This window comes from Desulfosarcina ovata subsp. ovata (assembly GCF_009689005.1).
GTDB lineage: Bacteria > Desulfobacterota > Desulfobacteria > Desulfobacterales > Desulfosarcinaceae > Desulfosarcina > Desulfosarcina ovata.
This window is the reverse complement of record NZ_AP021879.1, coordinates 4,292,210-4,316,056: the sequence shown is the minus strand read 5'-3', so window position 1 is coordinate 4,316,056 and position 23,847 is coordinate 4,292,210. Positions and strand designations below refer to the sequence as shown.

Sequence of the window (23,847 nt, the reverse complement as noted above, 5' to 3'; positions counted from 1 at the left end):
GTGCCATCACTGTCTGCGATAGCGGTTATTTGGGATCGAGAAATCCGGACTCGAAAAGATCATCGGCCTGGGTATCCACGATGCGGGACAGTTCCAGGTAGCGATTCATCAGGGTATAGGCGTACGGGGTCAGGGTGGAGCCACCACCGGCGCTGCCGCCCTGATTTTTAACCAGCAGGGGTTTTCCCAGGGCTTCCTCGGTCACCTTGATCTTGCCCCAAACGGCGCGATAACTCATTTTGAGTTCTTTGGCGGCCGAATTGAGCGAGCCGCACTTGTCGATGGCCTTCAATATGCGCATACGGCCCAAACCAAAAATGATCCGGCCCTCTTTATCCACCAGCCAGACTTTTGATTTGACGTAGACGTTTCTTTTCTTGGCAGTCATCTCTCCTCCTGTTGGTTCGTCACGCTTTCCGGAAAACGAAAAAAGGATAGCAGGCACGGAGAGTGGCAGCAAGAAAAAAGGTGGGCGGCTGATAACCATCCGGGATGCCCTCGGATGGCTGTCAACCAGGGAGAATTACGGTGTTTACCGTCGCTTTGGCGCACGTTTCAGGACGCGTCGCAAAAAGACTTAAAGGTCAAACACGATGCCCTGGGCCAGTGGCAGGAGGCTGCCGTAGTTGATCGTGTTCGTCTGCCAGCGCATATACCCCTTCCAGGCGTCGGAACCGGATTCCCGGCCGCCGCCGATTTCCTTAATGATCACCCGCCGGGTGGTGGTGCAGCGCTGGCCGGCGGTTCCGGCGGCGCCGAAAACGATGGCCGGGATCGCCATACCCAGGTCGGTGGCCGGAGAAACCACCTCGATTTTTTCTCCCTCACCCGTGCCAAGTCAACCGCAAGGTTCGGGGGATCAGGACTTAGGGTCGCGGCAAAAAAAGCAGGGAAAGCCACCTTGGCGTGCCTTTCCCTGCTCGACTGATTTAAACCTGACAGATGCCTTGACCGGTGGGGTCGTTGCCGGGCATGGCAGATTCAGCCACTGCGGTGATATTCCGCAGATTGGCGTTTAATCCGTGACCTCCTCCATGGAGAGCACATTGATGATCCGCATATTGTCCTTCTCGGCGATCGTCCCGGTGACTTTCACCGTCTTGCCAACCATCTCGGGGGTGGTGTCGCTGCCTTCAAGAACATAAGTGCCGTCGGCAGCGTCGAGAACGATAATTTCTCCTTTCTCTGCAATGGTACCGATGATGCTTTCTTCGGCCATGGCCACACCAGCGGTGGCGATAACCAGGAACATCATCGCAAAAAGAGCTGCAAGAATGTTTTTCTTTGATGTTTTCATATGAACACCTCCATCTGCGTTTGTTGACCCCAACGTTCTGCCCGAGGGAGCGTGATGCTGCTCCCCGAAAACACACCGAGTGCTGAACCGTCAGCACAGGGAACCGACCAGCGGTGTGCTTTCTTCTTCTCTCAGCAATGGACATGCCATACAATATAACCCATTGATATTGAACTGTAACAATATGTTCTTTTTCTTCCGTGACGTATTCATTGGGTTACGTTGGGTGCACCTTCTGACGCAAAATTGCGCATCGGTCATCGCGGCAATGCGAAATGGAGAGGAGTCGATTCAATCCGGTGATGGCGGCATGGCACTCATGATTTGGCGGGAAAATACCGATAGGCGGAACATGAAGCCAAAACGCCATACCATCGCCGACCGCAGGGGCCTCACCCGGCGCCAGCTGCTGGCCGTCGGCACACTGAACCTGCTCGGATGGGCCGCTTTTCCCATGCGCACGGTCGCCGCCCCATTTGAAAACGATTTGAAACTGGTTGCCCATATCCCGGAGATGGTCGAACGGGAAGGCCCCCTGCGGGTATTCAGGGATTATGCGGCCGACCCGGACAATGAGATCGAACAGCACCTCCGGCGGGAACTCGTCCAGCGCAGCGAGTTGCTATCGAAAATAAAAGCGCGGATCGGATTTGAACGCAAAGTCCGCTTTTCCGTGGAAGACCTCGAAGTCCGCCTGATGTTCGTCCCCCAGTCGGACAAACGTCATGCCGCCGCCTATCAACGCTACTGCCAGGATATTACCGACTATCTGTTTGAGATAAATCGGGCCGAAAATTTTTATTCTTCCATCACGAGCCCCCATGAAGACCATCCCGTCATCTCAGAAACGGGGGTCTCCGCGTTTATCGTCCACCGTCTGGCAAAAGCATACCGGGCCGTCTGCCGATTTACCGCTGAGTCCGGAAAGAGCGTAAAATACGCTGCTTCAGGGGCCATTTTTTCCAATCATCTGGGTGCGGTGGATCTGGAGATCGAACGGCTGGCCCCGGGCCGGTTTGGTCTGCGCCGTCCTCCTTTTACCATTTGGCAAAACAGCGGCGCTGAATTTTTCAGCCTCATGGCGATCCCGGTGGAAGAGACGCTGCATTATTATTTGGGAAGGGCAACGGACCGGTTGCTCGACGCGTCTTTGCGGCAGGATCCGTCCAAGAGCCTGGCTGCGGCAAGACAAATGGCTGATGAGTGGATGGCGGTGGAGGAGTCGGTGGTGGGCGGACTGGTGGATCGCGTTCTGGCGCGTTATTGCGACCGTTATCCGGGGGGGCTGCCAGACAACCTGAATTTCGAAAGGTGGGCTGGCAACGTACCCGATTTATCGCAGTACCGCTATCGCCGCCAGGGCATCCAGCTGGTCAGAACACTAGGCATTCACCGGAGTATCGGTTTGTATATGGAGGACCCGGGCCGGTTCAGGGAACAACTCAAGCTTACTTGACTTGATAACCCCGGAATGGATATTTAGGCACTCATGGCAAAAAGACCTCAACCCGATCTCCCCGACCGGCCGGTACTGCTAGACGGCGGTATGGGGCGGGAACTCCAGTTTCGGGGCGTTGCACTTTCCGAATCGATCTGGTCCGCCCAGGGCCTGATCGACGCGCCTGATGTGGTGCGCCAGATCCACAGGGACTATATCACGGTGGGCGCTGACATCATCACCACCAACACGTACGGGCTCATCCGCGACGATCTGGCCAAGGCCGGGATCGCGGATCGTTTTGCCGAACTCAACCAAAAGGCCTGCGCCCTGGCTCGCGAAGCCTGCGATAAGGCAGCGCGGCCGGTGCTCGTGGCCGGCTCCCTGCCGCCGCTTCGGGGAAGCTTCCGACCCGATCTCGTGGGACCGAAAGCGGAAAGTCTCACTTGCTATCGCGAGCAGGCCCGCCTGCTGGCCCCCCACGTGGACCTGCTGTTGTGTGAAACGATGTCCAGCGCCGTTGAAGCCCGGGCCGCCGCTGAAGCGGCTTGTGAGACGGGCAGGCCGGTGTGGGTGTCGTGGACGCTGCACGAGGATGAGTCCGGCCGGCTGCGCAGCGGTGAGACGATTGCCCAGGCGGTATTTATGCTGGCCGATCTGCCGGTAAGCGGATTTCTCACCAACTGTGCCTCACCGGCAAGTATCACCCGGGCCATCCCCAAGCTGTCGGCGGCAACGAACCAGCGTGTCGGTGGCTATGCCAACACCTTTCACCCCATCCCGGCGGATTGGCGGCTGGACGGGCAAAAGACATCAGACGGTCTGCTCCCCCTGCGCAACGATCTGGGGCCGGACGCCTATGCCGTTCATGCGGCCCGTTGGCTTGACGCCGGGGCAAGCGTCATCGGCGGCTGCTGCGGCACCCGACCGGCGCACATCAAAAAACTGCGAGACCTGATCACGGCGCGGTACCCCGATTTTCGCGGAAGTTGAGAGACGCGCTATCGGGCAGATTGCTTTTTCGCCCATAAGCGTTTGCGCTTGATCCTGCTGCGGGCCGATGATATGTGGAATCAGGTTTGCTTCCCAACCGAAAGAACCCCAATGTTGCATTGGGGTGAAGGCTGCCATGCTTGACCGCGACAATCAGGACGATCTCTTTCCGTCGGCCAATCCGATTCCCTGGCGCCACGTCCTTTCACTGCTCTCCGAAGGGGTGGCGGTGCTTGTCCGGGGGCGGGTGATCTACGCCAATAATGCGCTGTGTGAAATGACCAGCCGAAACCGCGGCGAGATTCTCGGATGCACGTTTTTGAGTATGGTGGCCGAAAATGACCGTGCTTTCGTCTCTGACTACCTGCGGCAGGTCGATGTGGCCTCTGCCGCACCGATTACTTTCAGGCTGGAGCGCGGTACCAGTGCCGGACGTCAGGTCCGCTTGACGGTCGCTGGGCTGCAGCTGCGCGGCCAGTATACCGACGATCCGGGCATCTGCTGCAGCCTGACCGATGTCACCGATTTCCAGGATCGCATTGTCGCCCTGGAGCGGGATAACCGCCGTATGCGCAGCCATCTGGACGATACGGAGAGTGTGCTCATCTCCTTCGCGCCTTACGACTGCAACGACATTTTACTGGTCAACCGGCATGTGGAGGCGTTGTTGGGCTGTTCCATCAAAGATATCATGAACGGCCGGCGCCACCTGTTCGATTTTGTCCATCCGGACCATCTGCCGCAAGTCATGGAATTCTACAACAAGTTTCCCGACATCCATGAAACCGAGGAAATCGAATACCCGATCGTCAACAACAGCCATCAGACCCGATGGGTGCGCGACATGGGCAACACCCTTTTCGTCGAGCACGGCCACGGGATGCCGCGTCGGATCGACCACACGCTGGTCGACATTACCGACCAGAAGAACCGTGAACTGGAGCTGAAGGAGGAACGCCGCAAACTGTCCAGCATCCTGAAAAACAGCACCGACATGATCTACCGCGTGGACCGGGCGGGGAATTTTCTTGAGCTGAATCCGGCGGGAATGAAGCTTTTGGGCTTTGGCGAGGATCTGAAAGGCCGCAACATCCTGGATGCCTATATCGATCAGCGCCAGCGGGAGCGCTTACTGAACCAGTTGGAGGAAAAGGGTCATGCGCAACAGCTGACCAAGTGGAAAATGGCCAACGACGCCATTATCGATGTTGTCATCAATGCCGTCAGGGACGGCCAATCTCAAACCGGCGATCTTTCCTACCAGGGGATCGTCCACAATGTCACCCACACCCTTGAACTCCAGAAACTGGAGACCATCAAAAAAATGGCCGGCGGTTTGAGCGACAAAATCAATACGCCGCTGATGACCCTGTTGATGAACATCCAGATGATTCGCGAAAGCGTACAGGACGGCATGCAGGATACCGCAGACATCCTCGAGTGCCTGGATGAGATGGAGAAAGCCTACCACAAGATCGTCGGTCCAATGGCGGCGGTACGGGAAACCTACTGGCACATCGAAGAGGTGCCCGATGGTTGCGGGGGCACCATTTATGAAATCCACGACAAACGCTAATTGTTCAAGACCCCCTTCAACAATCCCTTGACCGTATCTTCATACGGTTTGACTTCCTCTTTTTCGAACAGCTTTTTTACTTTCTCGTTTTCGAATACCTTTTCTTCGAGCTGTTGCTGAGCGACGGATTTAAGGTCGGGTCTGAATTTCGGGTCTGAGAAGGAACCGGAGACCAGCACCGGCACAACCAGTCCGGTGTATTGGGTCGTATCCCCCTGGCCCTTCATCGTGCCGACCAGCTTCGGTTCGATCCTGAAGTCGACGGTCTCTTCTACCAGATCTGCGCTTCCGGCGGCCAGCAGACGCAAAAATGGCGAACTCATGCTGGTCTGCTGGGTCGTTATCACGCCCTTTGCGGCGGAAAAAGGGATTTTCAGTTCGGTAAAATCGGTACGTGGCTTTTCTCCGGAGGTCTCTGCCAGTCCAAAGGCGGCCTTGGTGTTGCGCACCATGTTGGGCAGATCGACGCCCACAATGGCACCATCGGTCAGGCGAATCTCACCTTCGCCACTCAGGGTCCGTTTGATCCGATTCGGATCGTCACCGGCCATTTTCAGTTTGATCTCGGCGTTGGTGGTGCCCTCCAGGATATCCTTTTCCATCTGGTCCTTCAGCAGCGGCGCCACCTGAAGGTTGCGGATCTGCGTGTCAATACTGCTGGACGGGACCGTGCCTTTCACATTGAACAGACCGCTTCCGGCAATGGTTCCCTGGTAGGCGTTGAGACTGAAGGGATCGAGACGAAACACGCCGTTTTGGGCTTTCACGGTCAGTTGCAGGTCGCTGATAGCGGCTTTGTTGACAATGATCTTGCCGGCTTTCATTTTCCCGTCCAGGACAAGCTGACGCAGCGCCGTGTAATCGATCGTTTTCTGTGCCGACGGCGTTGATGATTGCCCAGCTTTAGGTGACGGTTGCTTCTCCCCACCAGGGGTGGGCTGAGACGTTGTTTTCCGGGCAGTCGATTGCGGGGGCAGGTAGCGATCCACGTCGATCTGGTTAAGGTCGAGGGTAAAGGCAATCTTGGGCCGGTCAAACTGGCTCGCATTCAGGGAAAAATCCATATCCGTGGCATCAAGGGTGAGTTTGCCTTCGGAGACGGTGGCTGCCGTCTGATCGGCCTTGAGATTTGCCGTCAGGCTAAGCGTTTTAAGCACATCCGGATCGGCCGTCTGAACCGTGTTGCCCAGTCCAAGCCGATTCATCACGGCTTTCGCCGAAAAAGGCTTGACCGCCAAGGCCAATTCAATTTTTGGGTTTTGGGCCGGGTTGGTTACCTTGCCGGCAAGGCTGACGTTGAGTTCCTCGAATGCCTGTATGGATATATCAATCGGGATGGTTCCCTTGCCGATGTCCCGGCCCACCGGTCCAACGCTGCCTTCCAAGGCAACCGGTTGATTGTCCAGCCGGGCACTGGTTTTGAACTGAACCGGATTGTCAAAGGAGACATTTTTAAGGCTCAGGTTGAAATCGGTCACCTCCCGGCGGGTGCCGGCCGCCTCGTCGATATAAACGATCGCCCCCTGATCGATACCGAAATCGCCGACCACCAGCTTGCCGATCGGCAGTTCCGCAAGTGGTTGATCCACAGTCGGTTGAGCCGATGCAGGGGATTTTTGTTTTACAGCAGGGGCGGCGGGCGCCGCTTTCGGGGTCGAAAATTGCCAGTTCGTCCTGCCGTCACGGTGTTTGATCAGCGTCACCTGCGGCCCACTGGCAATGAATTTCTGGACTTCGATATCTTTTTTCAGGAGAGGAAGCAGTTTGACCCGCACCTCGAAGGATTTGATTTTCAGGAATGCCGGTTTCTCAAATCCCTTTGGATTGCCCAGTTCCAGATCAGAGAAGGACACGCCTGCCCAAGGGAACAGGGAAAGCTTCAGGTCACTGCCGATCTGAAAAGTCCTGCCGGTGGCCGCGGCCACTTTTTCTTCCATCAACGGTTTGTACGTGTTCAGATCCACGAAAAATGGGACGACCAGAAGAATGACGATCAGCAGCCCCACGATACCCAAGCCGCCGATAAGGATCCATTTGATCACTTTATTCATCGTTTACCTCCTTTTTTATGCAACATTGGGGTGGATCTTGATCGCCACCAGTGCGGCCGTCTGATCGAACCTGTCCGAATGGTGGGCGTCTGATTTTTTTTCTTCGTAATAAACGATGCGCAAGCTTTCAAAGGCGTGCAGCAGTTCGTTGGGCTGCAGGCAAAAGGCATCATCTTTTTCCTTGCCGATGAACGATTCGAAAATGAGTACGCCGCCCGGTTTGAGCCCCTTCAGGATCATGGGGAACAGGCGCCGATCGAGAAAACGGAAGTTGACCAACAGCGTATAGCAATCTTCCGGCATCTGCCAGGTGTCGAGATCCAGGCAGTGCACATGGATGTTGGGATGCCGCCCGGTGAGCTTAGCGGTGGCCACGGTCGAAATGTCCACCGCATCGACCGCAAACCCTTTCTCGGCCAGAAAAATGCTGTTGCGCCCGTTGCCGCAGGCGATGTCCACGGCGTTGCCCAGGGGGGCCAGGTGCCAGAATTTCTCCAGAATGGCGGCAGGAGTAGCGGCCCCCGGGTCTTTCCGATATTTTTCATCCCAGCGCCGGCGGTCCTGATCGGTCATGGTCGATGAATCTCCGATTGATGTTTTTGGTTACCGGGATCTTTTACCCGCAGACGGTATGGTGTTTAAGATAATGTTTTTGGCAAGGCCAGAGGGAGAAAGCTGTATCAACCATACCGCGACGACCGATAACGAAGCCTAAAAACATTATCTTGAATGCTATAGTTTCGTCAACGCCGATGGTTATGCTATATATTAATCACTGATCGTCATGACAACATCCTTGTTGTTTCATGGACCCGGCGCAGCCAAGGAGTACTGCAATGGATTATTTCGAATACCGCGAGGGCCAGCTCTGGGCCGAGGAAGTACGGGTGGCGGAATTGGTCGAGCGATTCGGCACACCGCTGTACATTTACTCTGCCAAAACCCTGACCCGCCATTTCCTGGCCTTCGATGCCGCACTGAAAGGCCTTGATCATCTGACCTGCTTTTCCGTCAAGGCCAACAGCAATGTCAATCTGCTGCGTCACCTGGGCACGCTCGGCGCCGGTGTCGACATTGTTTCCGGTGGAGAGTTGTACCGGGCGGTGCGGGCCGGTATCGCCCCCGCCAAAATTGTCTTCTCCGGCGTGGGTAAACAGGCTCACGAAATCCGCGAGGCCCTGTCGGCCGGCATTCTCATGTTCAATGTGGAGTCGTCCCAGGAACTGGAATGTATCGGGCGCATCGCCCAGGAGATGCAGACAGTGGCCCGCATCAGCATCCGTATCAATCCGGACGTGGATCCCAAAACGCATCCCTACATTTCCACCGGCCTCAAGGAAAACAAGTTCGGCCTCGATATGCTCGAGGCCACGGGTGCCTACCTCATGGCCAGAAAGCACCCCTTTCTGGATCCGGTGGGCATGGATTGCCACATCGGCTCCCAACTGACCCAGATCGGTCCTATTGTGGAGGCACTGGAAAAACTGCTCGTCTTTACCGATCGGCTGCATGCCTCGGGAATCGCCATCCGTTATCTTGACCTGGGTGGCGGCCTGGGTATCACTTACGACGACGAACAGCCGCCCCTGCCGGCCGACCTGGGCCGGGCGATTTCCACAGCACTGGCCGGACGTGAGCTGACCGTCATCCTTGAGCCGGGCCGAGCCATTGCCGGCAACGCGGGAATCATGGTTACCCGGGTGCTCTACACCAAAAAGACGCCGATGAAGCATTTCGTGATTGTGGATGCCGCCATGAACGACCTGGTGCGTCCCTCGCTCTACGGTGCCTACCACCGCATCTGCGAAGTCACCCCCACAGACCGGGGCCTCATGACGGTCGATGTGGTCGGCCCCATCTGCGAGAGCGGCGATTTTCTGGCCCAGAATCGCCTGTTGCCGGCCCTTGCGCCCGGGGACACGCTGGCCGTTTTCTCTGCCGGTGCCTACGGGTTCAGCATGGCATCCCAATATAACTCCCGCCCCCGGTCCGCCGAGGTGCTGGTGGACGGTGAAAAAAGTCTTCTGGTGCGCCGGAGGGAGACATACGAGGATCTGATTGCCTTGGAAGTAGAATGAAGGCACGGAAAGATGATCAACGATATGGCCGTTGTCATGGCTGCCATCCAGGCCGCCATCCCCCTGGACGGAAAAGTCCGAACCATTTATGCGGAAGAGACGCGCGACCGGGTAAAGGCCTTTGAGGATCTGAACGAAAACTTCGACTACGATCCAGGAGAATATGCCGGGGCGTTTGGCGCGCCAATCCGCGTTTCTCCCTCAAACCCGAATACAGGAAAAAAAGCCAAAAAAACCCTGAACAATCTGGATTTTCATCTTGTTCCGGCAACCACCTTCGTCGATGGCCTTGAGAGCATGGCGAATCTCGAAATCGGCCGGATGCCGGTTTTCAAAATCGGGGCGCTCGCCCGGCTGGATGACGCGGTGTTCGATCAGGCCAATGGCAGCATACTGGCGAGCCGTGAAATGATCGACCGCTATCGAATGGTTTTAGGGTCCGCGCAATAAACTCTGCGTGGGAGCACAAGTTGTTTTGTACCTGATCAGGTGGGGTTCCCACGTAGGAGCGAGGGAACCAGACAAAGGAAGGAGTGAGATGAAAAAGATGGTTGTCGCGCAATACTGTTCGGCATATATATTGCCATAACATCCTGTTATTAAAATAAAAAATAGCACTGGACAAAAAGATCGCTTTGTGTTTTAATCATGGTGGGTACAATTAATTAATCAGGAGGTCTCCATGAGCGAACACATCGACAAAAATGTTTTTCAAACAATTCTATCACCGGTGCTACCATTGATTGAGGTTAATCAAAATAGTCTCCATAATGATTTGGACACTTACAAGCTTTCATTATCATCGTTCACCACAAATTTGCTTTTTGGAATAATAACCAGAATTAAAAGCGTTGGACAAATCGTCACTGAGATCAAAACATCACCAACTGCTAAGGCATTAGGATTGGTCGTCGCATCGAAGTCTATGTATAATGAAGCGTTTAATCGTTATCCCCCAGAAATATTTAAAGATATATTCCATCAGTTGGTAAAAGAATTGGATTTGCATAAAATTCCGGAAATCAGTCATCTTGGAAAAATGCTAATTGTAGATGGTTCGCTTTTTCCGGCCATTTCCAATATGGCATGGGCTTGTTACAAGAAAACCGCTAATGCGATCAAAATGCATTTATCTTTTGAACTCAACCGAATGATTCCAACCGAATTTATCAGTACGGAAGGTAACTTTTCCGAAAAAGAATTTGTTAAGCAAATTCTTCGCGAAGGCATTACATATGTCTGTGATCGAGGCTATATCGCTTTCAATCTGTTCAAGCAGATATCCGACAGCAATGCATTTTTTATTATTCGCGGAAAGTCGAATATGACGTACACTGTAAAAGAGTGTCTCACTGCCACCGTACCGGATACATTCTTGAAATTTTTCAGTGACATCACAGATTCAAATATAATATTCAATAGCGATGAAAACAAAGCAAGTTATCGTATTGTTAGCTTTACGGCTATGGGCGAAAACTACATTTTGATCACAAACAGAAATGATTTGACAACTTACGAAATTATAATGCTTTACGCTTACAGGTGGCAAGTGGAACTTTTTTTTCGCTTCATAAAAAGAACCTTCAAGGGAATTCACTTAATGAGCCAATCTCCTCATGGCGTACAGATACAATTCTACTTGTATATGATTGCTTATCTATTGTTATTATCATTCAAACAAGATACGGAAATAATAAGCAGAGAAAATGAAAAAGATGAGCATGAATCTGAAGAAAATAATAAGAACGAAGCCTTGCTAACTTCATCTTCATGCTCCAATTCAAATGCAAAAAGACCATATGTTTGCGGGTTAGTAACTCTTCTTGGAGAAAAATTAAAACAGTTTTATAAAATTGGTCTTCACTGGTTATTAGCAGTAAAAAATAATTTGTTAGAAATATTTGATGTGAATATCGCCAAAGTTATTGCTCAATACTCTTATCAATGAATGTGCCGAACAGTATTGGTTGTCGCGACACTCGTGTTCGTCTTTTCCGTCGGAGTGGCAACCGCCCGGAATAATCAAAGGGCCGCCAAACCTTCATAGGCTTGGGCATCTTTGATGAACCGGGCCGGAAAAGCGGTTACTTTGCTGGTTTGATAATCAAAGTACAAAAGGGTCACCGAACCTTCGGCGCAGATCTGATCTTTCAGGGTAATTAAAAAAACTCCATGACAATTGACTTTTGATTGATTTCACGGATTCTGCATTTCACCGTGATCACAGCGCCCAATCCAAGCTCTTTTTTGTAGTAGCAATGCGATTCGGCGACAATCAACCCGGGATTTATGGTTTCACTGTCGAAATCATAACCCAGCGCCGCCAAGTACGCAATTCTTGCTTTATTAAAAAATACCAAATACTTGTTAACGGACGCATGGTTGCGATAATTGACATCTTGTTCTCCAACCGTCAGTTCAACTGAAAAATGAAACATGCAAATCAACCTTCTAAGGCGATTTCTGTCAAAGAATATACCCGCCTGCTTGTCTTTTCATCCGTCTTCTGCATTGGGCGTTTCCACACATAGCCCCACTATGCGTAAAAAAGCCCGCCTTGAATACGAATGAAAATCCTGCGCATCCTGGTATATGCTTATCCGCCAATCGCCTAAAACGGGTTCAAGTAAGAAGGAGAGCACCGTTCTAAAGATAAGTACGTCCTTCGCTTCGATGAAGCGTTTACTATAGACAATATGTTCAACCATATCAATGTTTAAGATAGGGATGGGAAAAGGGCAGCACTAAAAAATCGCTCATGCCTTTTACCTTGGCCCGTCCAACGGAAACCTTGCCATCGTCATCGCCCGGGATCTTTTCGGAAAACCAGGCATCGAACAGGGCGTGCGTGTTGCCGGTAATCACCCCCACCGGGTAGTCGACCGGTCCCAGGCCGGCAACAAAACCGTCTGGATCGGTGCCCAACGGCTGTCCGGCCGGGCCGTTGTACCATTGGTAAAAAGGATTCTCCTTCAGGGCATCGGCAACCTCACTACCCTGGTTCGGGGGGCTGAGCATGACCACGCGCCCAAGATTTTCTTCTGTGTTGATGGCGCCTTAATTCGTCAGATTGACGACGCTGCGTCCCTTGTGCTGTCGGTTCAACATCCGATCGATCCGCTGATCCAGATCTTCCAGGCGGATCTCCTCGACCATGGTTTCCGGCATGGGTATTTTCCACTCATCAGACAGCTTTTCCCAAGTTTCCAAACGGTGGGGCATGGGACAGTTCTGAGAGTCAATGCCCACCAGGGTCACTCCCCGGAGGATGAAGGGGTATACATTGACGGGCAGTTCCGGTGAGGCGGCATTGCCGCAGGTGGTGACCACGCCGTTGGCGTTCATCGACTTGACGGCGGTTGCCAGGATATCTCCGCCCACCGCATCGATGCTGCCGGCCCACTGGCTTTTCAGCAACGGCCGGCCACTTTTGTCCGTGGCCTCATCAATGCTGATGATGCGTTTGGCCCCGATTGCATTGAGGTAGTCCGACCGGTCCACCTTTCCGTTGACGGCGGCAACAGCATAACCCAGCTTCGACAGGATGGCCACGGCAATACTGCCCACGCCGCCGGTCGCACCGGAAACGAGAACTTCCCCGTGCTCGGGAAGCACGTCGTGGCGGATGAGTTGGAATACCGAAAGGCCGGCGGTGAATCCGGCGGTCCCATAGCCCATGGCCTCTCGCAGGGTCAGTCCCTTGGGCAGGGGCACCACCCATCCGGCCGGCACGCGGATGTACTGGCCGAATCCGCCGGCCGTGTTCATGCCCAGATCATAGCTGGTGACGATGACCGGATCGCCGGGAGTAAATCGCGGGTCACTGCTTTCCGCCACGATGCCGGCAGCATCGATGCCCGGTGTGTGGGGATAGTTGCGGGTGACGCCTTTGTTGCCGCTGGCCGATAAGGCATCCTTGTAGTTCAGGGATGAGAAATGAACCCGGACCAGCACGTCACCGGCCGGCAGGTCGTCCACACTTTTATCCTGGATTTGCCGCAGGTATTGTTTGTTTTCGGTTTCGGTGATGACGAGGGCTCTGAATGTTGTTGGTTTCATGAAACCTCCATGGGGTTAGGGGGGCATGGTACAACTGCATGTCAATTGACATTTGGATTTTGGCATTTGTTATTGATTGAATCAAGGTCGTTGATTTCTGATCCCTCCAAAAACAAGAATTATGGGGTTGACCCGACAATTGGTTCACAGTTTATAGAAGGTGTTGCCATGGCCATGGCGCAACCGATAATCTGTCAAACCAAGGAGAGTGACCATGTCAAGCAACGTCAGCAAAAATGAGTGGGTCGATATGTTCCGTGAAATCGGATTGACCGAAGAGACCATGATGAAATGGCATCAACTATTTGAATCCCGTCATCCTGACGGCCACGCGGCCTTTCTGCAATGGCTGGGAATTCCGGCTGATGAGATTGCCGATATCCGGACACGCAGCAAGTAAGGGCCAAATGTGGGTGAGCATGCTGGAAGCCGCCGGGATGGACGAGGCCGCCATGGCCAGGTGGCATGCTGAATTCGAGCACCTGGCCCCGGCGGCCCACTACGATCTGTTACGCCAGCTCGGTATCCCGGAGCGTGAAGCGCGCCAGATCCAGGCCTGGTCCAGAGATATGGCATTTGGCTCTTTTGAAGGGGATCGGTCATGAACTGGTGCGTCCCGACTCCCTGCGATCAGAATCCCAGAAAATAGTCATGGAAGACCGCATCGTCGGTCAACTCCGGGTGGAAGGTGGTGGCCATGACGGTTCCCTGCCGGACGAATACCGGGGCCTGGTCGTGGGTGGCCAGTACCGATACCCCCGGTCCGCAGGCGGTGATCCGTGGTGCGCGGATGAACAGGGCCGGAAACGCCGGCCGGTCGAGGACCGATACATCCACCGCGTGGACATCGCTGGCATCCTGGCGGCCGTAGGCGTTGCGCCGCACGGTGACGCCGAGCGATTTTAAAATCCCGGGACCGTTGTCCACGCTTTCGGCCAGCAGGATCGCCCCGGCGCAGATGCCCCACACAGGCATGCCGGCGGCGATCCGTTCCTTCAGCGGTTCAACCAGGCCGTAGGCCTTCAGATACATGGCCATGACCGTACTCTCCCCACCGGGAATGATCAGCCGGTCGACAGCCGCAAGATCCTCAAGATCCCTGACCACCCGATGGCTGTGGCCCAGCCGCGCCACATGGTGGCGGTGGTCCAGAAAGGCCCCCTGAAGCCCGAGCAGTCCCACCACCATGACCTACCACCCCCGTTCCGCCAGGCGGGTTTCCAGGGCGGCGATCTCCTGACCCGGCATGGGATCGCCCAGGTCCTTGGAAATTTCAAGCAGTTTGTCCGGCCGTTCGTAGTGAATGACCGCCTGGACAATCGCCCGGGCCGTGCGCTCGGGGTGCTGGGATTTGAAAATTCCCGAGCCGACAAATACGCCGTCGGTGCCCAGTTGCATCATCAGGGCCGCATCGGCCGGGGTGGCCAGGCCGCCGGCGGCAAAATTGACCAGCGGCAGGCGTCCCCGCTCACGGGTTTCCTCCACGAGATCAACGGGGACCCGATACGTCTTGGCCTGTGCCTCCATTTCCGTACGATCCATGGATTGAAGCGCTTCAATCTCCCGGGTGATGGCGCGCATGTGCCGTACCGCCTCCACTACGTTGCCCGTTCCGGCTTCGCCCTTGGTGCGGATCATGGACGCCCCCTCGTCGATGCGGCGCAAGGCCTCGCCCAGATTGCGCGCCCCGCACACAAAGGGCACGCGGAACTGGCGCTTGTCCACATGCAACTCTTCATCGGCCGGGGTGAGCACTTCGCTTTCGTCGATGAAGTCCACGCCCAGAACTTCCAATATGCGCGCCTCCATGAAGTGGCCGATACGCACCTTGGCCATCACCGGAATGGAGACCGCCTGCATGATCCTCTCGATCATCTCCGGTGCGCTCATGCGGGCCACCCCCCCCTGCTTGCGCAGATCGGCCGGTACCCGTTCCAGCGCCATGACCGCACAAGCACCGGCGGTCTCGGCGATTTTGGCCTCTTCCGGGGTAGTGACGTCCATGATGACGCCGTTTTTAAACATTTCCGCAAAGCCGCGGTTGACCGGCTCACGGGTTTTTCCGATGGTTTCCATGGGTGTTGGCCCTCCCTGCTTCGTGTGCTATAGCATTCAAGATAATGTTTTTGGGCTGCGTTATCGGTCGTCGCAGTATTACCATACGACTTCCTCCCTCTGGCCTTGCCAAAAACATTATCTTAAGCGCTGTATAAAAGCCGCAATGATGGATTGAAATAAATGTAATAGTACATTTATTAAAATGTACTATTACTGTCAATGGAAAATTACCATCGGGAATAACCATGGCCTTGTATGAAGAGATTGCCCGGCAGATTCGGGAGCGGATCGTCAACGGTGAGTACCCGCCGGGGGAGCGGATTCCCTCCATCCGGCATTTTGCGGGGCGTTTTGGCTGTAACAAGCTGACCGTGCAGAAGGCCTTTGAACGGCTCACCGCCGAAGGATTGCTGGAAAAGATCGTTGGCAGCGGCTCCTACGTGAAGTTTCCGGAAAAAATACAATCCGCCGGCGAGGTGTATGATCTGTCCACCGATTACCTCTCGGAATCGTTTTTTCCCCATGGGCTGGCCGGAGAAATCTTTCAGGAAATTTTCAAGCGCCAGGAGGGGGACGCACTTTCCGCCGCCCCCATCGCCGGTGATCCGGGTCTCATCGAAGTCCTGGGCCGCTTCTACCAGCTGCCCACACGCCGTATGCTGGTGGTCTCCGGTGCTCAGCAGGGCCTCGATCTGGCGGCAAAAGTATTCGCGGCGCGGGTGCCCGACACGATCCTGTTCGAGGATCCCACCTATCCCGGGGCCATCTCCCTGTTCAAGGCCCGCCATTTTATTTCTCTTGATCGCTTCGGACCGCGTATCGAGGAGCTCGAAACCCGCATGGCCGACGGAATCCGTCTGTTTTACACCATGCCGTCGGTGCACAATCCCACCGGCATCTCCTATTCGACGGCGCGCCGGGAGGCCGTGGCCCGGCTGGCCGAAGCCCACGGGGTGTTCATTATCGAGGACGATTATCTCTCCGAGTTTGTTGATGACCGCCGACCACGGTTTGTGGATATCGCCCCGGCACGTACCATTTACGTCAAATCACTGTCCCAGACCACGGTTGCCGGCCTGCGGCTGGGGTTCATGGTGGTTCCCGCAAGCCTCTACGATCGTTTTATCCACGCCAAATACACCTCGGACATCGGTTCCAACGGCCTGATGCAGAAGTTTTTCGATGCTTTCGTGCGGGGCGGTGGATACCGCCGGTTTCTGGACAGTCTCACCGAACGCATGCAGGCTCGCAAGGCGCGCCTGGTAAAACTCCTCAACACGACCGGGAGCCTGACCCTTGCTCCGGGCCAGCACGGCGGCAGCCTGTGGGTGCAATGCCGCAATCGTCCGAATCTGCCCCATGTGCCCTGGGCGCCGGGGCGGCAGTTTTCCTTCAATCCGGCCATGGAAAACTGCTTCCGCATCTCCTTCATGGCGTTGAACGATGCGGATTTTGATCGCGCACTGGAATATCTGGGACGGATTTTAAAGCGCCTGGATGGTTAGGATCGGGAATTTTATTAACCGTATTGTGCAGGAAAGGCCGATCCGTCATGACTGACGACGCCCTCTTGGCGTATGTCCGTAAAGAAAGGAAAACCAATGGGTAGAGCAATAAAAGGCATCATTGCCGCGGGATTGATGGTTCTGCTGATCGTTGGACCGGCCATGGCCCGGAAGGTGCTGCGGATTCCCAACCTCGAAGACCCCAAGACCGCCGATTGCCAGAGAACCCCCGAATTTTATATGCTGCCGCTGAATGTCTTCGACCGGCTGGTGGAGGCCGTCACCGTGGGTCCCGGGAAGTCGGAACTGGTTCCCGGGCTGGCCGAGAAATGGGAGATTTCGGCTGACGGCAAAACCTACACCTTCCATCTGCGCAAGGGCGTGTTGTTCCACAACGGAGAGGAACTCACCGCCGACGATGTGGTCTACACCTTCGACCGGATGCTCGATCCGGCGACCAAGGCGCTCAGCACCGACATCCTCGATTTTGTCGACGGGGCCATCGACCGTCTTGACGGCAAGGCCGATACGGTCAGGGGACTTACGGCCATTGACCGGTACACCGTCCGGATCCGGCTCAAGGCAGCCTATGCGCCCTTTATCGCCGTGATGGCCAGCCCCCAGGCGTCCATTTTCAATCGCACGTTCACGACTGCGGCCGGCGACCAGTTCGGCCTGACCCCGGAAACCACCTGCGGTACCGGCCCGTTCATCCTGAAGACCTATGTGCTCAACGACCGCCAGGAGCTGATCGCCAACGATAAATATTTCCGCGGCCGTCCGAAACTCGACCGCATCGTCGTTCGCGTGGTGCCCGATCCGGAAACCATGCGCCTGTTGTTCGAAACCGACGAACTGGACGTCTTCGACTGCGATTACGCCATCACGCAGATCCCCTACTTTTACCAAAGCGAGAAATGGAAAACGCAGATCAAGAGCGGGCCGCGGGTGGCGATCTACTACTTCAGCATGAACCAGCGCATCAAACCCTTTGACGACGTACGTGTGCGCAAGGCCTTCCAGATGGCCATCGATCGTGAGCAGATCCTGGAGAAGCAGTTCTACGGCCGGGGAAAGATCGAAAATGCCATCATCCCGCGGGGCCTGGTCTGCTATTCCCCCGGCGGCAAGGCCATTGAATACAATCCGGAGAAGGCCAAAGCCCTGCTCGCCGAGGCCGGGTATGCGAACGGTGTCGACATGACCATCTTGCAGGTCAGCAGCTGGAGCACCAAGTGGGAGGACATCAACCTGATCGTCCAGTCCATGGTAAAAAAAGCCGGTTTCAATGTCACCATCAAGCAGGTGGACGAGGCGGCCTACTACGCCACCCGCAAGGTCGGTGACGCCGAGAGCTACACCCAGTCCTGGTCCGCCGACTTTAACGATCCGGACAACTTCCTCTACACCTTCTTCAGCCAGCGCGGCACGCTGGTGCGCTCGCTCAACAACCTTGACCCGACGGTGTTCGAGGGCCTCGACGACGCCCGGACCATGACCGATCCGGCCCAGCGTTGCGCGCTCTATCGCCGGCTCGAGGAACGGATCATATACGAAGATGCCGCCTGGGCACCCTTGTTCAGCCTGGACCACACCTATGTGGTCCAGCCGCGCGTGAAGAACTTTGTGGTGCCCTGGAACGGCTGGAGCGATATGTGCTACTTTGAAATGGAAGTCGAGTAGCCGCCATCCATGCTGAAATACATCCTTCACCGGATCCTCGTTTCCATTCCCGTACTCGTGGGGATCACGCTGCTGCTGTTCGTCATGCTCAACGTGCTCCCCGGCGATCCGGTGGCCCTGATGATGAAAGAGCATGCCAGCCCGGATGTGATCGCCCGGGTGCGCGCCCAGATGCATCTGGACGACCCCGCGATCACCCGCTATTTCCGCTTTCTGGGCGGGGCGCTGCAGGGTGATTTCGGCATCTCCTACAAGATCAACCGGCCGGTTACCGGGCTGATCCTGCAGGCTTTTCCCAACACACTGATCCTGGCCTTGTGCGCCGCCCTGGTGGCCTGGACCATCGGCATTCCCTCCGGCGTGATCTCGGCCGTCAAACGCCACGGTTGCATCGATCATTTTTTCATGGGTTTTTCCCTGCTGGGCGTCTCCATGCCGGTGTTCTGGTCGGCGCTTTTGATGCAGTATGTCTTCGCCTGGAAATTGCATCTGCTGCCCGTGTCGGGTTTTTACGGGGTCAAATACGTCATCCTGCCGGCCATCGTCCTGGGCTGGAGCTCCGCCGGGGTGATCGCCCGGCTGACGCGTTCCAGCCTGCTGGAGGTGATGCGCCACGACTATATCCGTACGGCCCGGGCCAAGGGACTGCGCGAAGCGCCGGTAATCGTCACCCACGCCCTGAAGAACGCCCTTCTGCCCGTGGTCACGATCATGGCCATCCAGGTGGCCGGCCTGCTCTCGGGTGCCGTGATCACCGAGAGCGTGTTCGGTATCCCCGGGGTGGGACGGATTGCCGTCAACGCCATCGAAACCCGGGATATGCCCCTTTTGCAGGGGGCGATATTGTTTTCGACCGTTCTGGTGATTGCCGGCAACCTGGTTGCCGATATTCTCTACTCGTTCCTCGATCCGCGCATCCGCTTTGCGATGCAGGAGAAATAGCCGTTTTGGGACCGCCCGTGGAAGCGCTTGAAACCATGCCGGAAACAGAGCTGCCCGCCGAACCGGCGGACACGCTCCTGGACGATATCGGGCACGCCTTCCGGAACAACCGGCTGGCCATTGTGGGCCTGGGCGTGGTGGGTTGCCTGATGCTGGTGGCCCTGCTGGTTCCATGGATCAGCCCCCACGACCCCTTTCAAGTCGATCTGGATCAGCGCTTGCTGGCGCCGTCATGGTCCCACTGGCTGGGGACCGATAAATTCGGCCGCGATCTGCTGACCCGGATCCTTTACGGCACGCGGATTTCGCTGATGGTGGGGCTGGTGCCCAGCCTTCTCTCTATGCTGATCGGCACGCTGATGGGGATCGTCAGCGGATTTTACGGCGGTAAAACCGATTTTGCGATCATGCGCCTGGCCGATGTGATGATCGCTTTTCCGTCGCTGCTGCTGGCCATGGTGGTCATGTATACGCTGGGGGCGAGCCTGATCAATATTTTCATCGCCCTGAGCGTTGTGGGCTGGGCCGGAATCGCCCGCGTGGTGCGCTCCCAGACCCTGTCCCTGCGAACCAAGGAGTTTGTCGAGGCGGCCCATGCCAACGGCGTGCGCCGCCCGGTAATCATGCTCCGGCATATCTTCCCCAATGTGCTGCCGACCCTCATCGTCCTGTTCTCGCTGGGGATTCCCGAGGCGATCATGTGGGAATCGACCTTGAGTTTTCTGGGCGTTGGGGCCCAGCCGCCCACGCCGAGCTGGGGACTGCTGGTGGCCAACGGCAAGGCGTTTCTTTTTTCCGCACCGTGGGTGGCGATCGCTCCCGGCGTGGCGATTCTGATCACTGTCCTGGCGTTCAATTTCATGGGCGACGGCCTGCGCGACGCCCTGGATCCATACATGAAGGATTGAATCACCACCGTGCACGGCATCGATCCCCCCATTTTGCAGGTCGACCATCTGACGACCCGGTTTCACACCCGCCGGGGCGTGGTGCGGGCCGTGGACGACATCTCTTTCGCGGTCGGCAAGGGACGGGTGGTGGGGCTGGTGGGGGAGTCGGGATGCGGCAAAAGCATGACCGCCCTGTCGGTCATGGGGCTGGTGCCTTCGCCGCCGGGAACGGTCGAGAGCCGGGGGATTCTGCTCAACGGCCGTAACCTTGCGCCCCTGTCCTACGACGAGATGTGCGCGATCCGCGGCCGACAGATCGCCATGATTTTTCAGGAACCGATGACCGCGCTGAATCCGGTGCTCACGGTGGGCCGGCAGGTGGGCGAGGCCATTGCCGTACACCAGCGGCTCAGCCGGTCCGACATCCGTGGTCGCGTGGTCGAGATGTTTGACCTGGTGGGAATTCCCGAAGCGGCCTCGCGTTACGCCGCCTATCCCCATCAGCTTTCCGGCGGCCTGCGGCAGCGGGTCATGATCGCCATGGCCCTGATCGCCGAACCGGCGCTGTTGATTGCCGACGAACCCACCACGGCGCTGGATGTGACCATCCAGGCCCAGATTCTCGATCTGATGCTGGACCTGCGGGCACGGCTGAATACGGCCATCATCATGATCACCCACGATCTGGGAGTCATTGCCGAAGTGTGTGACGACGTCAACGTGATGTATGCCGGCCAGATTGTGGAGACGGCCGACGTTTTCGACCTTTTCGATCATCCGCTGCACCCGTACACCCGGGGATTGCTCCATTCCATGCCGGGCATCGCTGCCGACATCCGGCCCGAACGCCTGGCCAACATCCGCGGCCGGGTGCCCAGCCTGCACCAACTGCCGGACGGCTGCCGGTTTCATCCGCGCTGCGACCGGGCCATGGACCGGTGCCGGCGGCAGCCGCCCGGCTGGTTCGACTGCGGCAACGGGCACCGGGTCAGCTGCTGGCTTTATTCAACGAACGGACAGACGGCATGACGGTACCGATCATCGAGACCCGCCACCTGAAAAAGGTTTTTACGGTCACGTCGGGACTTTTTTCCGGAGACCGCCATATCCATGCCGTGGATGATGTCAGCATCGCCATCCGGGAGCAGGAGGTCTTCGCCCTGGTGGGCGAGTCGGGGTGCGGGAAAACCACCCTGGGCCGCGTGCTGCTGCGCCTGGAAGAGAAGAGCGGTGGCACGGTTCGCTTTCGCGGCAATGATATCCACGACCTCAGCGAAAGCGACCTGCGCGGCCTGCGCAAAACCATGCAGATCATTTTCCAGGACCCCTATGCGTCCCTGAATCCACGCCTGCGCGTGCGCAGCATCCTTGCCGAGCCCCTCGTCGCCCATGGCTACGGCAACCGGGCGCAAATCGATGCGCGGGTAGGGGAACTGCTGCGCCTGGTGGGATTGCGCGACGACGTCCGGCGCTACTACCCGCATCAGTTCAGCGGCGGGCAACGGCAGCGCATCGGCATTGCCCGGGCCCTGGCCATGAACCCCGAATTCGTCGTCTGCGACGAGGCCGTCTCGGCCCTGGATGTCTCCATCCAGGCCCAGATCCTCAACCTGCTCAAGGATCTGCAGGACCGCCTGAAGCTGACCTACCTGTTCATCACCCACGACCTTTCCGTGGTGCGCCATATTGCCGATCGGGTCTGTGTGATGTTTCTGGGAAAAACGGTCGAGCTGGGCGCCACGGACGATATTTTCAAACACCCCCGTCACCCCTATACCCGGTTCCTGATTTCTGCGGTGCCGGTTGCCGATCCCCACCGCCGCAACCGGGAGCGCATGATTCTGCAGGGCGACATTCCCAGCCCCATGAACCTGCCCGCCGGATGCCGCTTCCACACCCGCTGTCCCTATGCCCAGGCCATCTGCAGGCGGGAGGACCCGCCGTTAGCGGCGTCCGCCGGGCGATGGGTGGCCTGCCACTTTCCACTGCCAGCGGAGGCGATCCATGCGACCGGTCAGACGACTTAGACCGGCCCGGATGATCTGAAAAGAGAGTTGCGCAGCGGAATGCCTGTTGTTTCCGCCTTGACGCCGATGACGATCTTGAGCAGGAGCGTCAGCAGAAGACTGCCGATTCCGTAAACCCCAAGGGAGATGATCAGCTCCGGTCCCGTGGGCACATACTCGGTTATTTCATGCAGGGGGGAGGGAATGAATCCGCCGGCGATCAACCCGATGCCTTTGTCGATCCAGGTACCGACGAAAACCATGCCGCAGGCCACGGCGAGGATTCTGAAATGGTTGCGCGTCGCCGGGATCAGAAGCAGCACGGCTGCCGTGACCATCAGCACCAGGGACGCCTGCATCCAGGGCACCAGGCCGCTTTTGCCCTCGAGGCCGATGTAAAGATAAAGAAAATGATCCATATGGGCCGGTATCCGGGAATAAAACACCACGAAGACTTCGCACATCAGGAAAAACAGATTGGCCAGGAGGCCGTAGGTCACAATTTTGGCCAGCGTGGCGATGGCCTGCCGGCCGGCATCGAATCCGGTGGCGGTTTTGAGGAACAGGCACAGCAGAATGAGCAGGGCCGGGCCGGAGGCAAACGCCGATGCGAGAAAACGCGGGGCCAGAATGGCGGTCAGCCAGAGTCCCCGCCCGGGCAGTCCGCAGTACAAAAAGGCCGTGACCGTGTGAATGGCAAATGCCCAGGGAATCGAGACGATGATCAGCGGTTTGAGCCAGGCGGGCGATGCCACGCCGTTGCGTTCGGCCTCCAGAACGTTCCAGCCGATGATGATGTTCAGCAGCAGATAACCGGACAGTACGGTTGCATCCCAGAAGATCACCGAGCCGGGGGTGGGGTAGAGGAAAACATTCAGGGCGCGCATGGGCTGCCCGAGATCCACAAAGAGGAACAGAAGGCACATGCAGATGGTTGCGGCGGCCAGGAATTCGCCGATGATCGTGATCCGGCCGAAGGCCTTGTAGTCGTGCAGGTAATAGGGCAGCACCAGCATCACCGCCGATGCGGCCACCCCGACCAGGAAGGTAAGCTGGGCCACATAAAAGCCCCAGGTGACGTCCCGCGACAGTCCGGTCAGGCCCAGGCCGAAATCGAGCTGCCACAAATAGAACCCGGTGCCCGTCAGAATGACGACACCCAGAAACCCCAGCCATTGCCAGTAACGCCTGCCGCCGGTAAGCGTTTGCTCAAGCATGATTTCCTCCTGTTGCAGTGTTGTTTTTAGAGAGATTTTTTTAACAGGAGTGAA

General features: G+C 56.6%; 25 protein-coding genes. 14 read left to right on the top strand and 11 right to left on the bottom strand.

Translation table 11 applies throughout. The features are described 5' to 3' along the window. Nucleotides 1-25 precede the first annotated feature (25 nt). The 3 genes from GN112_RS19080 to GN112_RS19070 form a co-directional block, all read right to left on the bottom strand. The gene (locus tag GN112_RS19080; protein ID WP_155311676.1) at nt 26-388 is read right to left on the bottom strand and encodes a winged helix-turn-helix domain-containing protein; all 363 of its coding nucleotides are present in this window, start codon (nt 386-388) and stop codon (nt 26-28) included. Nucleotides 389-577: 189 nt separating this feature from the next. After that, nucleotides 578-814: an aldehyde dehydrogenase family protein gene (locus GN112_RS19075; RefSeq protein ID WP_269434983.1), complete on the bottom strand. Its 237-nt coding sequence runs from the start codon at nt 812-814 to the stop codon at nt 578-580. A gap of 201 nt (nt 815-1,015) precedes the next feature. Beyond that, nucleotides 1,016-1,297, bottom strand: a complete 282-nt coding sequence (locus tag GN112_RS19070) for a DUF5818 domain-containing protein (protein WP_155311674.1) — start codon at nt 1,295-1,297, stop codon at nt 1,016-1,018. Between the two features lie 352 nt (nt 1,298-1,649). Here GN112_RS19070 and GN112_RS19065 point away from each other — a divergent pair, with 352 nt between their 5' ends. From GN112_RS19065 to GN112_RS19055, 3 genes are all read left to right on the top strand, one after another. Then, nucleotides 1,650-2,753, top strand: coding sequence for a hypothetical protein (locus tag GN112_RS19065; protein ID WP_155311673.1), 1,104 nt, complete (start codon nt 1,650-1,652; stop codon nt 2,751-2,753). 33 nt (nt 2,754-2,786) lie between these two features. Continuing rightward, nucleotides 2,787-3,728, top strand: a complete 942-nt coding sequence (locus tag GN112_RS19060) for a homocysteine S-methyltransferase family protein (RefSeq protein ID WP_155311672.1) — start codon at nt 2,787-2,789, stop codon at nt 3,726-3,728. 136 nt (nt 3,729-3,864) lie between these two features. Then, nucleotides 3,865-5,304: a PAS domain-containing protein gene (locus tag GN112_RS19055; RefSeq protein WP_162459014.1), complete on the top strand. Its 1,440-nt coding sequence runs from the start codon at nt 3,865-3,867 to the stop codon at nt 5,302-5,304. Here GN112_RS19055 and GN112_RS19050 read toward each other — a convergent pair. After that, nucleotides 5,301-7,355 (bottom strand): AsmA family protein, encoded by a 2,055-nt coding sequence (locus tag GN112_RS19050; protein ID WP_155311670.1) that lies wholly within the window; start codon nt 7,353-7,355, stop codon nt 5,301-5,303. The two genes, GN112_RS19055 and GN112_RS19050, sit on opposite strands and share 4 nt — an antisense overlap. A gap of 15 nt (nt 7,356-7,370) precedes the next feature. Beyond that, nucleotides 7,371-7,928 (bottom strand): class I SAM-dependent methyltransferase, encoded by a 558-nt coding sequence (locus GN112_RS19045; RefSeq protein WP_155311669.1) that lies wholly within the window; start codon nt 7,926-7,928, stop codon nt 7,371-7,373. A 263-nt stretch (nt 7,929-8,191) separates the two neighbouring features. Between GN112_RS19045 and lysA the strand changes: the two genes are divergently transcribed. The 3 genes from lysA to GN112_RS19030 all read left to right on the top strand — a co-directional run bounded on the left by lysA (nt 8,192) and on the right by GN112_RS19030 (nt 11,381). Next, complete coding sequence (gene lysA, locus GN112_RS19040) at nt 8,192-9,433, top strand: diaminopimelate decarboxylase (protein ID WP_155311668.1); 1,242 nt, start codon at nt 8,192-8,194, stop codon at nt 9,431-9,433. A 12-nt stretch (nt 9,434-9,445) separates the two neighbouring features. Then, a complete protein-coding gene (locus GN112_RS19035) occupies nt 9,446-9,883 on the top strand; it encodes a hypothetical protein (protein ID WP_155311667.1) in 438 nt (145 codons plus the stop codon). A 232-nt stretch (nt 9,884-10,115) separates the two neighbouring features. Beyond that, nucleotides 10,116-11,381: an IS4 family transposase gene (locus GN112_RS19030; RefSeq protein ID WP_155311666.1), complete on the top strand. Its 1,266-nt coding sequence runs from the start codon at nt 10,116-10,118 to the stop codon at nt 11,379-11,381. A gap of 211 nt (nt 11,382-11,592) precedes the next feature. Here GN112_RS19030 and GN112_RS19025 read toward each other — a convergent pair whose 3' ends face one another. From GN112_RS19025 to GN112_RS19015, 3 genes are all read right to left on the bottom strand, one after another. After that, a complete protein-coding gene (locus tag GN112_RS19025) occupies nt 11,593-11,871 on the bottom strand; it encodes an acyl-CoA thioesterase (RefSeq protein WP_155311665.1) in 279 nt (92 codons plus the stop codon). A 271-nt stretch (nt 11,872-12,142) separates the two neighbouring features. Beyond that, nucleotides 12,143-12,451, bottom strand: coding sequence for a hypothetical protein (locus GN112_RS19020; protein ID WP_155311664.1), 309 nt, complete (start codon nt 12,449-12,451; stop codon nt 12,143-12,145). Between the two features lie 39 nt (nt 12,452-12,490). Then, entirely contained in the window at nt 12,491-13,492 is a 1,002-nt protein-coding gene (locus GN112_RS19015; protein ID WP_155311663.1) for a YhdH/YhfP family quinone oxidoreductase, read from the bottom strand. A 214-nt stretch (nt 13,493-13,706) separates the two neighbouring features. On the opposite strand from GN112_RS19015, the gene GN112_RS19010 reads away from it, so the two are divergent. Further along, on the top strand, nt 13,707-13,892 hold the full coding sequence (locus GN112_RS19010) for a MerR family transcriptional regulator (protein ID WP_155311662.1): 186 nt from the start codon (nt 13,707-13,709) through the stop codon (nt 13,890-13,892). Nucleotides 13,893-13,911: 19 nt separating this feature from the next. After that, nucleotides 13,912-14,097, top strand: a complete 186-nt coding sequence (locus GN112_RS19005; RefSeq protein ID WP_155311661.1) for a MerR family transcriptional regulator — start codon at nt 13,912-13,914, stop codon at nt 14,095-14,097. A gap of 25 nt (nt 14,098-14,122) precedes the next feature. Here the strand turns inward: GN112_RS19005 and pdxT are convergent, their stop codons facing one another. Together pdxT and pdxS are read right to left on the bottom strand one after the other, a co-directional pair. After that, nucleotides 14,123-14,680 (bottom strand): pyridoxal 5'-phosphate synthase glutaminase subunit PdxT, encoded by a 558-nt coding sequence (pdxT, locus tag GN112_RS19000; RefSeq protein WP_155311660.1) that lies wholly within the window; start codon nt 14,678-14,680, stop codon nt 14,123-14,125. A 3-nt stretch (nt 14,681-14,683) separates the two neighbouring features. Then, nucleotides 14,684-15,568 (bottom strand): pyridoxal 5'-phosphate synthase lyase subunit PdxS, encoded by an 885-nt coding sequence (gene pdxS / locus GN112_RS18995; protein WP_155311659.1) that lies wholly within the window; start codon nt 15,566-15,568, stop codon nt 14,684-14,686. Between the two features lie 227 nt (nt 15,569-15,795). On the opposite strand from pdxS, the gene GN112_RS18990 reads away from it, so the two are divergent. The 6 genes from GN112_RS18990 to GN112_RS18965 all read left to right on the top strand — a co-directional run bounded on the left by GN112_RS18990 (nt 15,796) and on the right by GN112_RS18965 (nt 22,597). Next, the gene (locus GN112_RS18990; protein WP_155311658.1) at nt 15,796-17,055 is read left to right on the top strand and encodes an aminotransferase-like domain-containing protein; all 1,260 of its coding nucleotides are present in this window, start codon (nt 15,796-15,798) and stop codon (nt 17,053-17,055) included. A gap of 96 nt (nt 17,056-17,151) precedes the next feature. After that, complete coding sequence (locus tag GN112_RS18985; RefSeq protein WP_155311657.1) at nt 17,152-18,738, top strand: ABC transporter substrate-binding protein; 1,587 nt, start codon at nt 17,152-17,154, stop codon at nt 18,736-18,738. Between the two features lie 9 nt (nt 18,739-18,747). Next, nucleotides 18,748-19,680, top strand: a complete 933-nt coding sequence (locus GN112_RS18980; protein ID WP_155311656.1) for an ABC transporter permease — start codon at nt 18,748-18,750, stop codon at nt 19,678-19,680. Between the two features lie 5 nt (nt 19,681-19,685). Next, nucleotides 19,686-20,588: an ABC transporter permease gene (locus tag GN112_RS18975; RefSeq protein ID WP_197743353.1), complete on the top strand. Its 903-nt coding sequence runs from the start codon at nt 19,686-19,688 to the stop codon at nt 20,586-20,588. 9 nt (nt 20,589-20,597) lie between these two features. Then, complete coding sequence (locus GN112_RS18970) at nt 20,598-21,599, top strand: ABC transporter ATP-binding protein (protein ID WP_197743352.1); 1,002 nt, start codon at nt 20,598-20,600, stop codon at nt 21,597-21,599. Beyond that, nucleotides 21,596-22,597, top strand: a complete 1,002-nt coding sequence (locus tag GN112_RS18965; RefSeq protein WP_155311655.1) for an ABC transporter ATP-binding protein — start codon at nt 21,596-21,598, stop codon at nt 22,595-22,597. The genes GN112_RS18970 and GN112_RS18965 overlap by 4 nt, the downstream gene beginning before the upstream one ends. Here the strand turns inward: GN112_RS18965 and dsrP are convergent. Beyond that, entirely contained in the window at nt 22,594-23,793 is a 1,200-nt protein-coding gene (gene dsrP, locus GN112_RS18960; RefSeq protein ID WP_155311654.1) for a sulfate reduction electron transfer complex DsrMKJOP subunit DsrP, read from the bottom strand. The two genes, GN112_RS18965 and dsrP, sit on opposite strands and share 4 nt — an antisense overlap. Nucleotides 23,794-23,847: the final 54 nt, after the last annotated feature.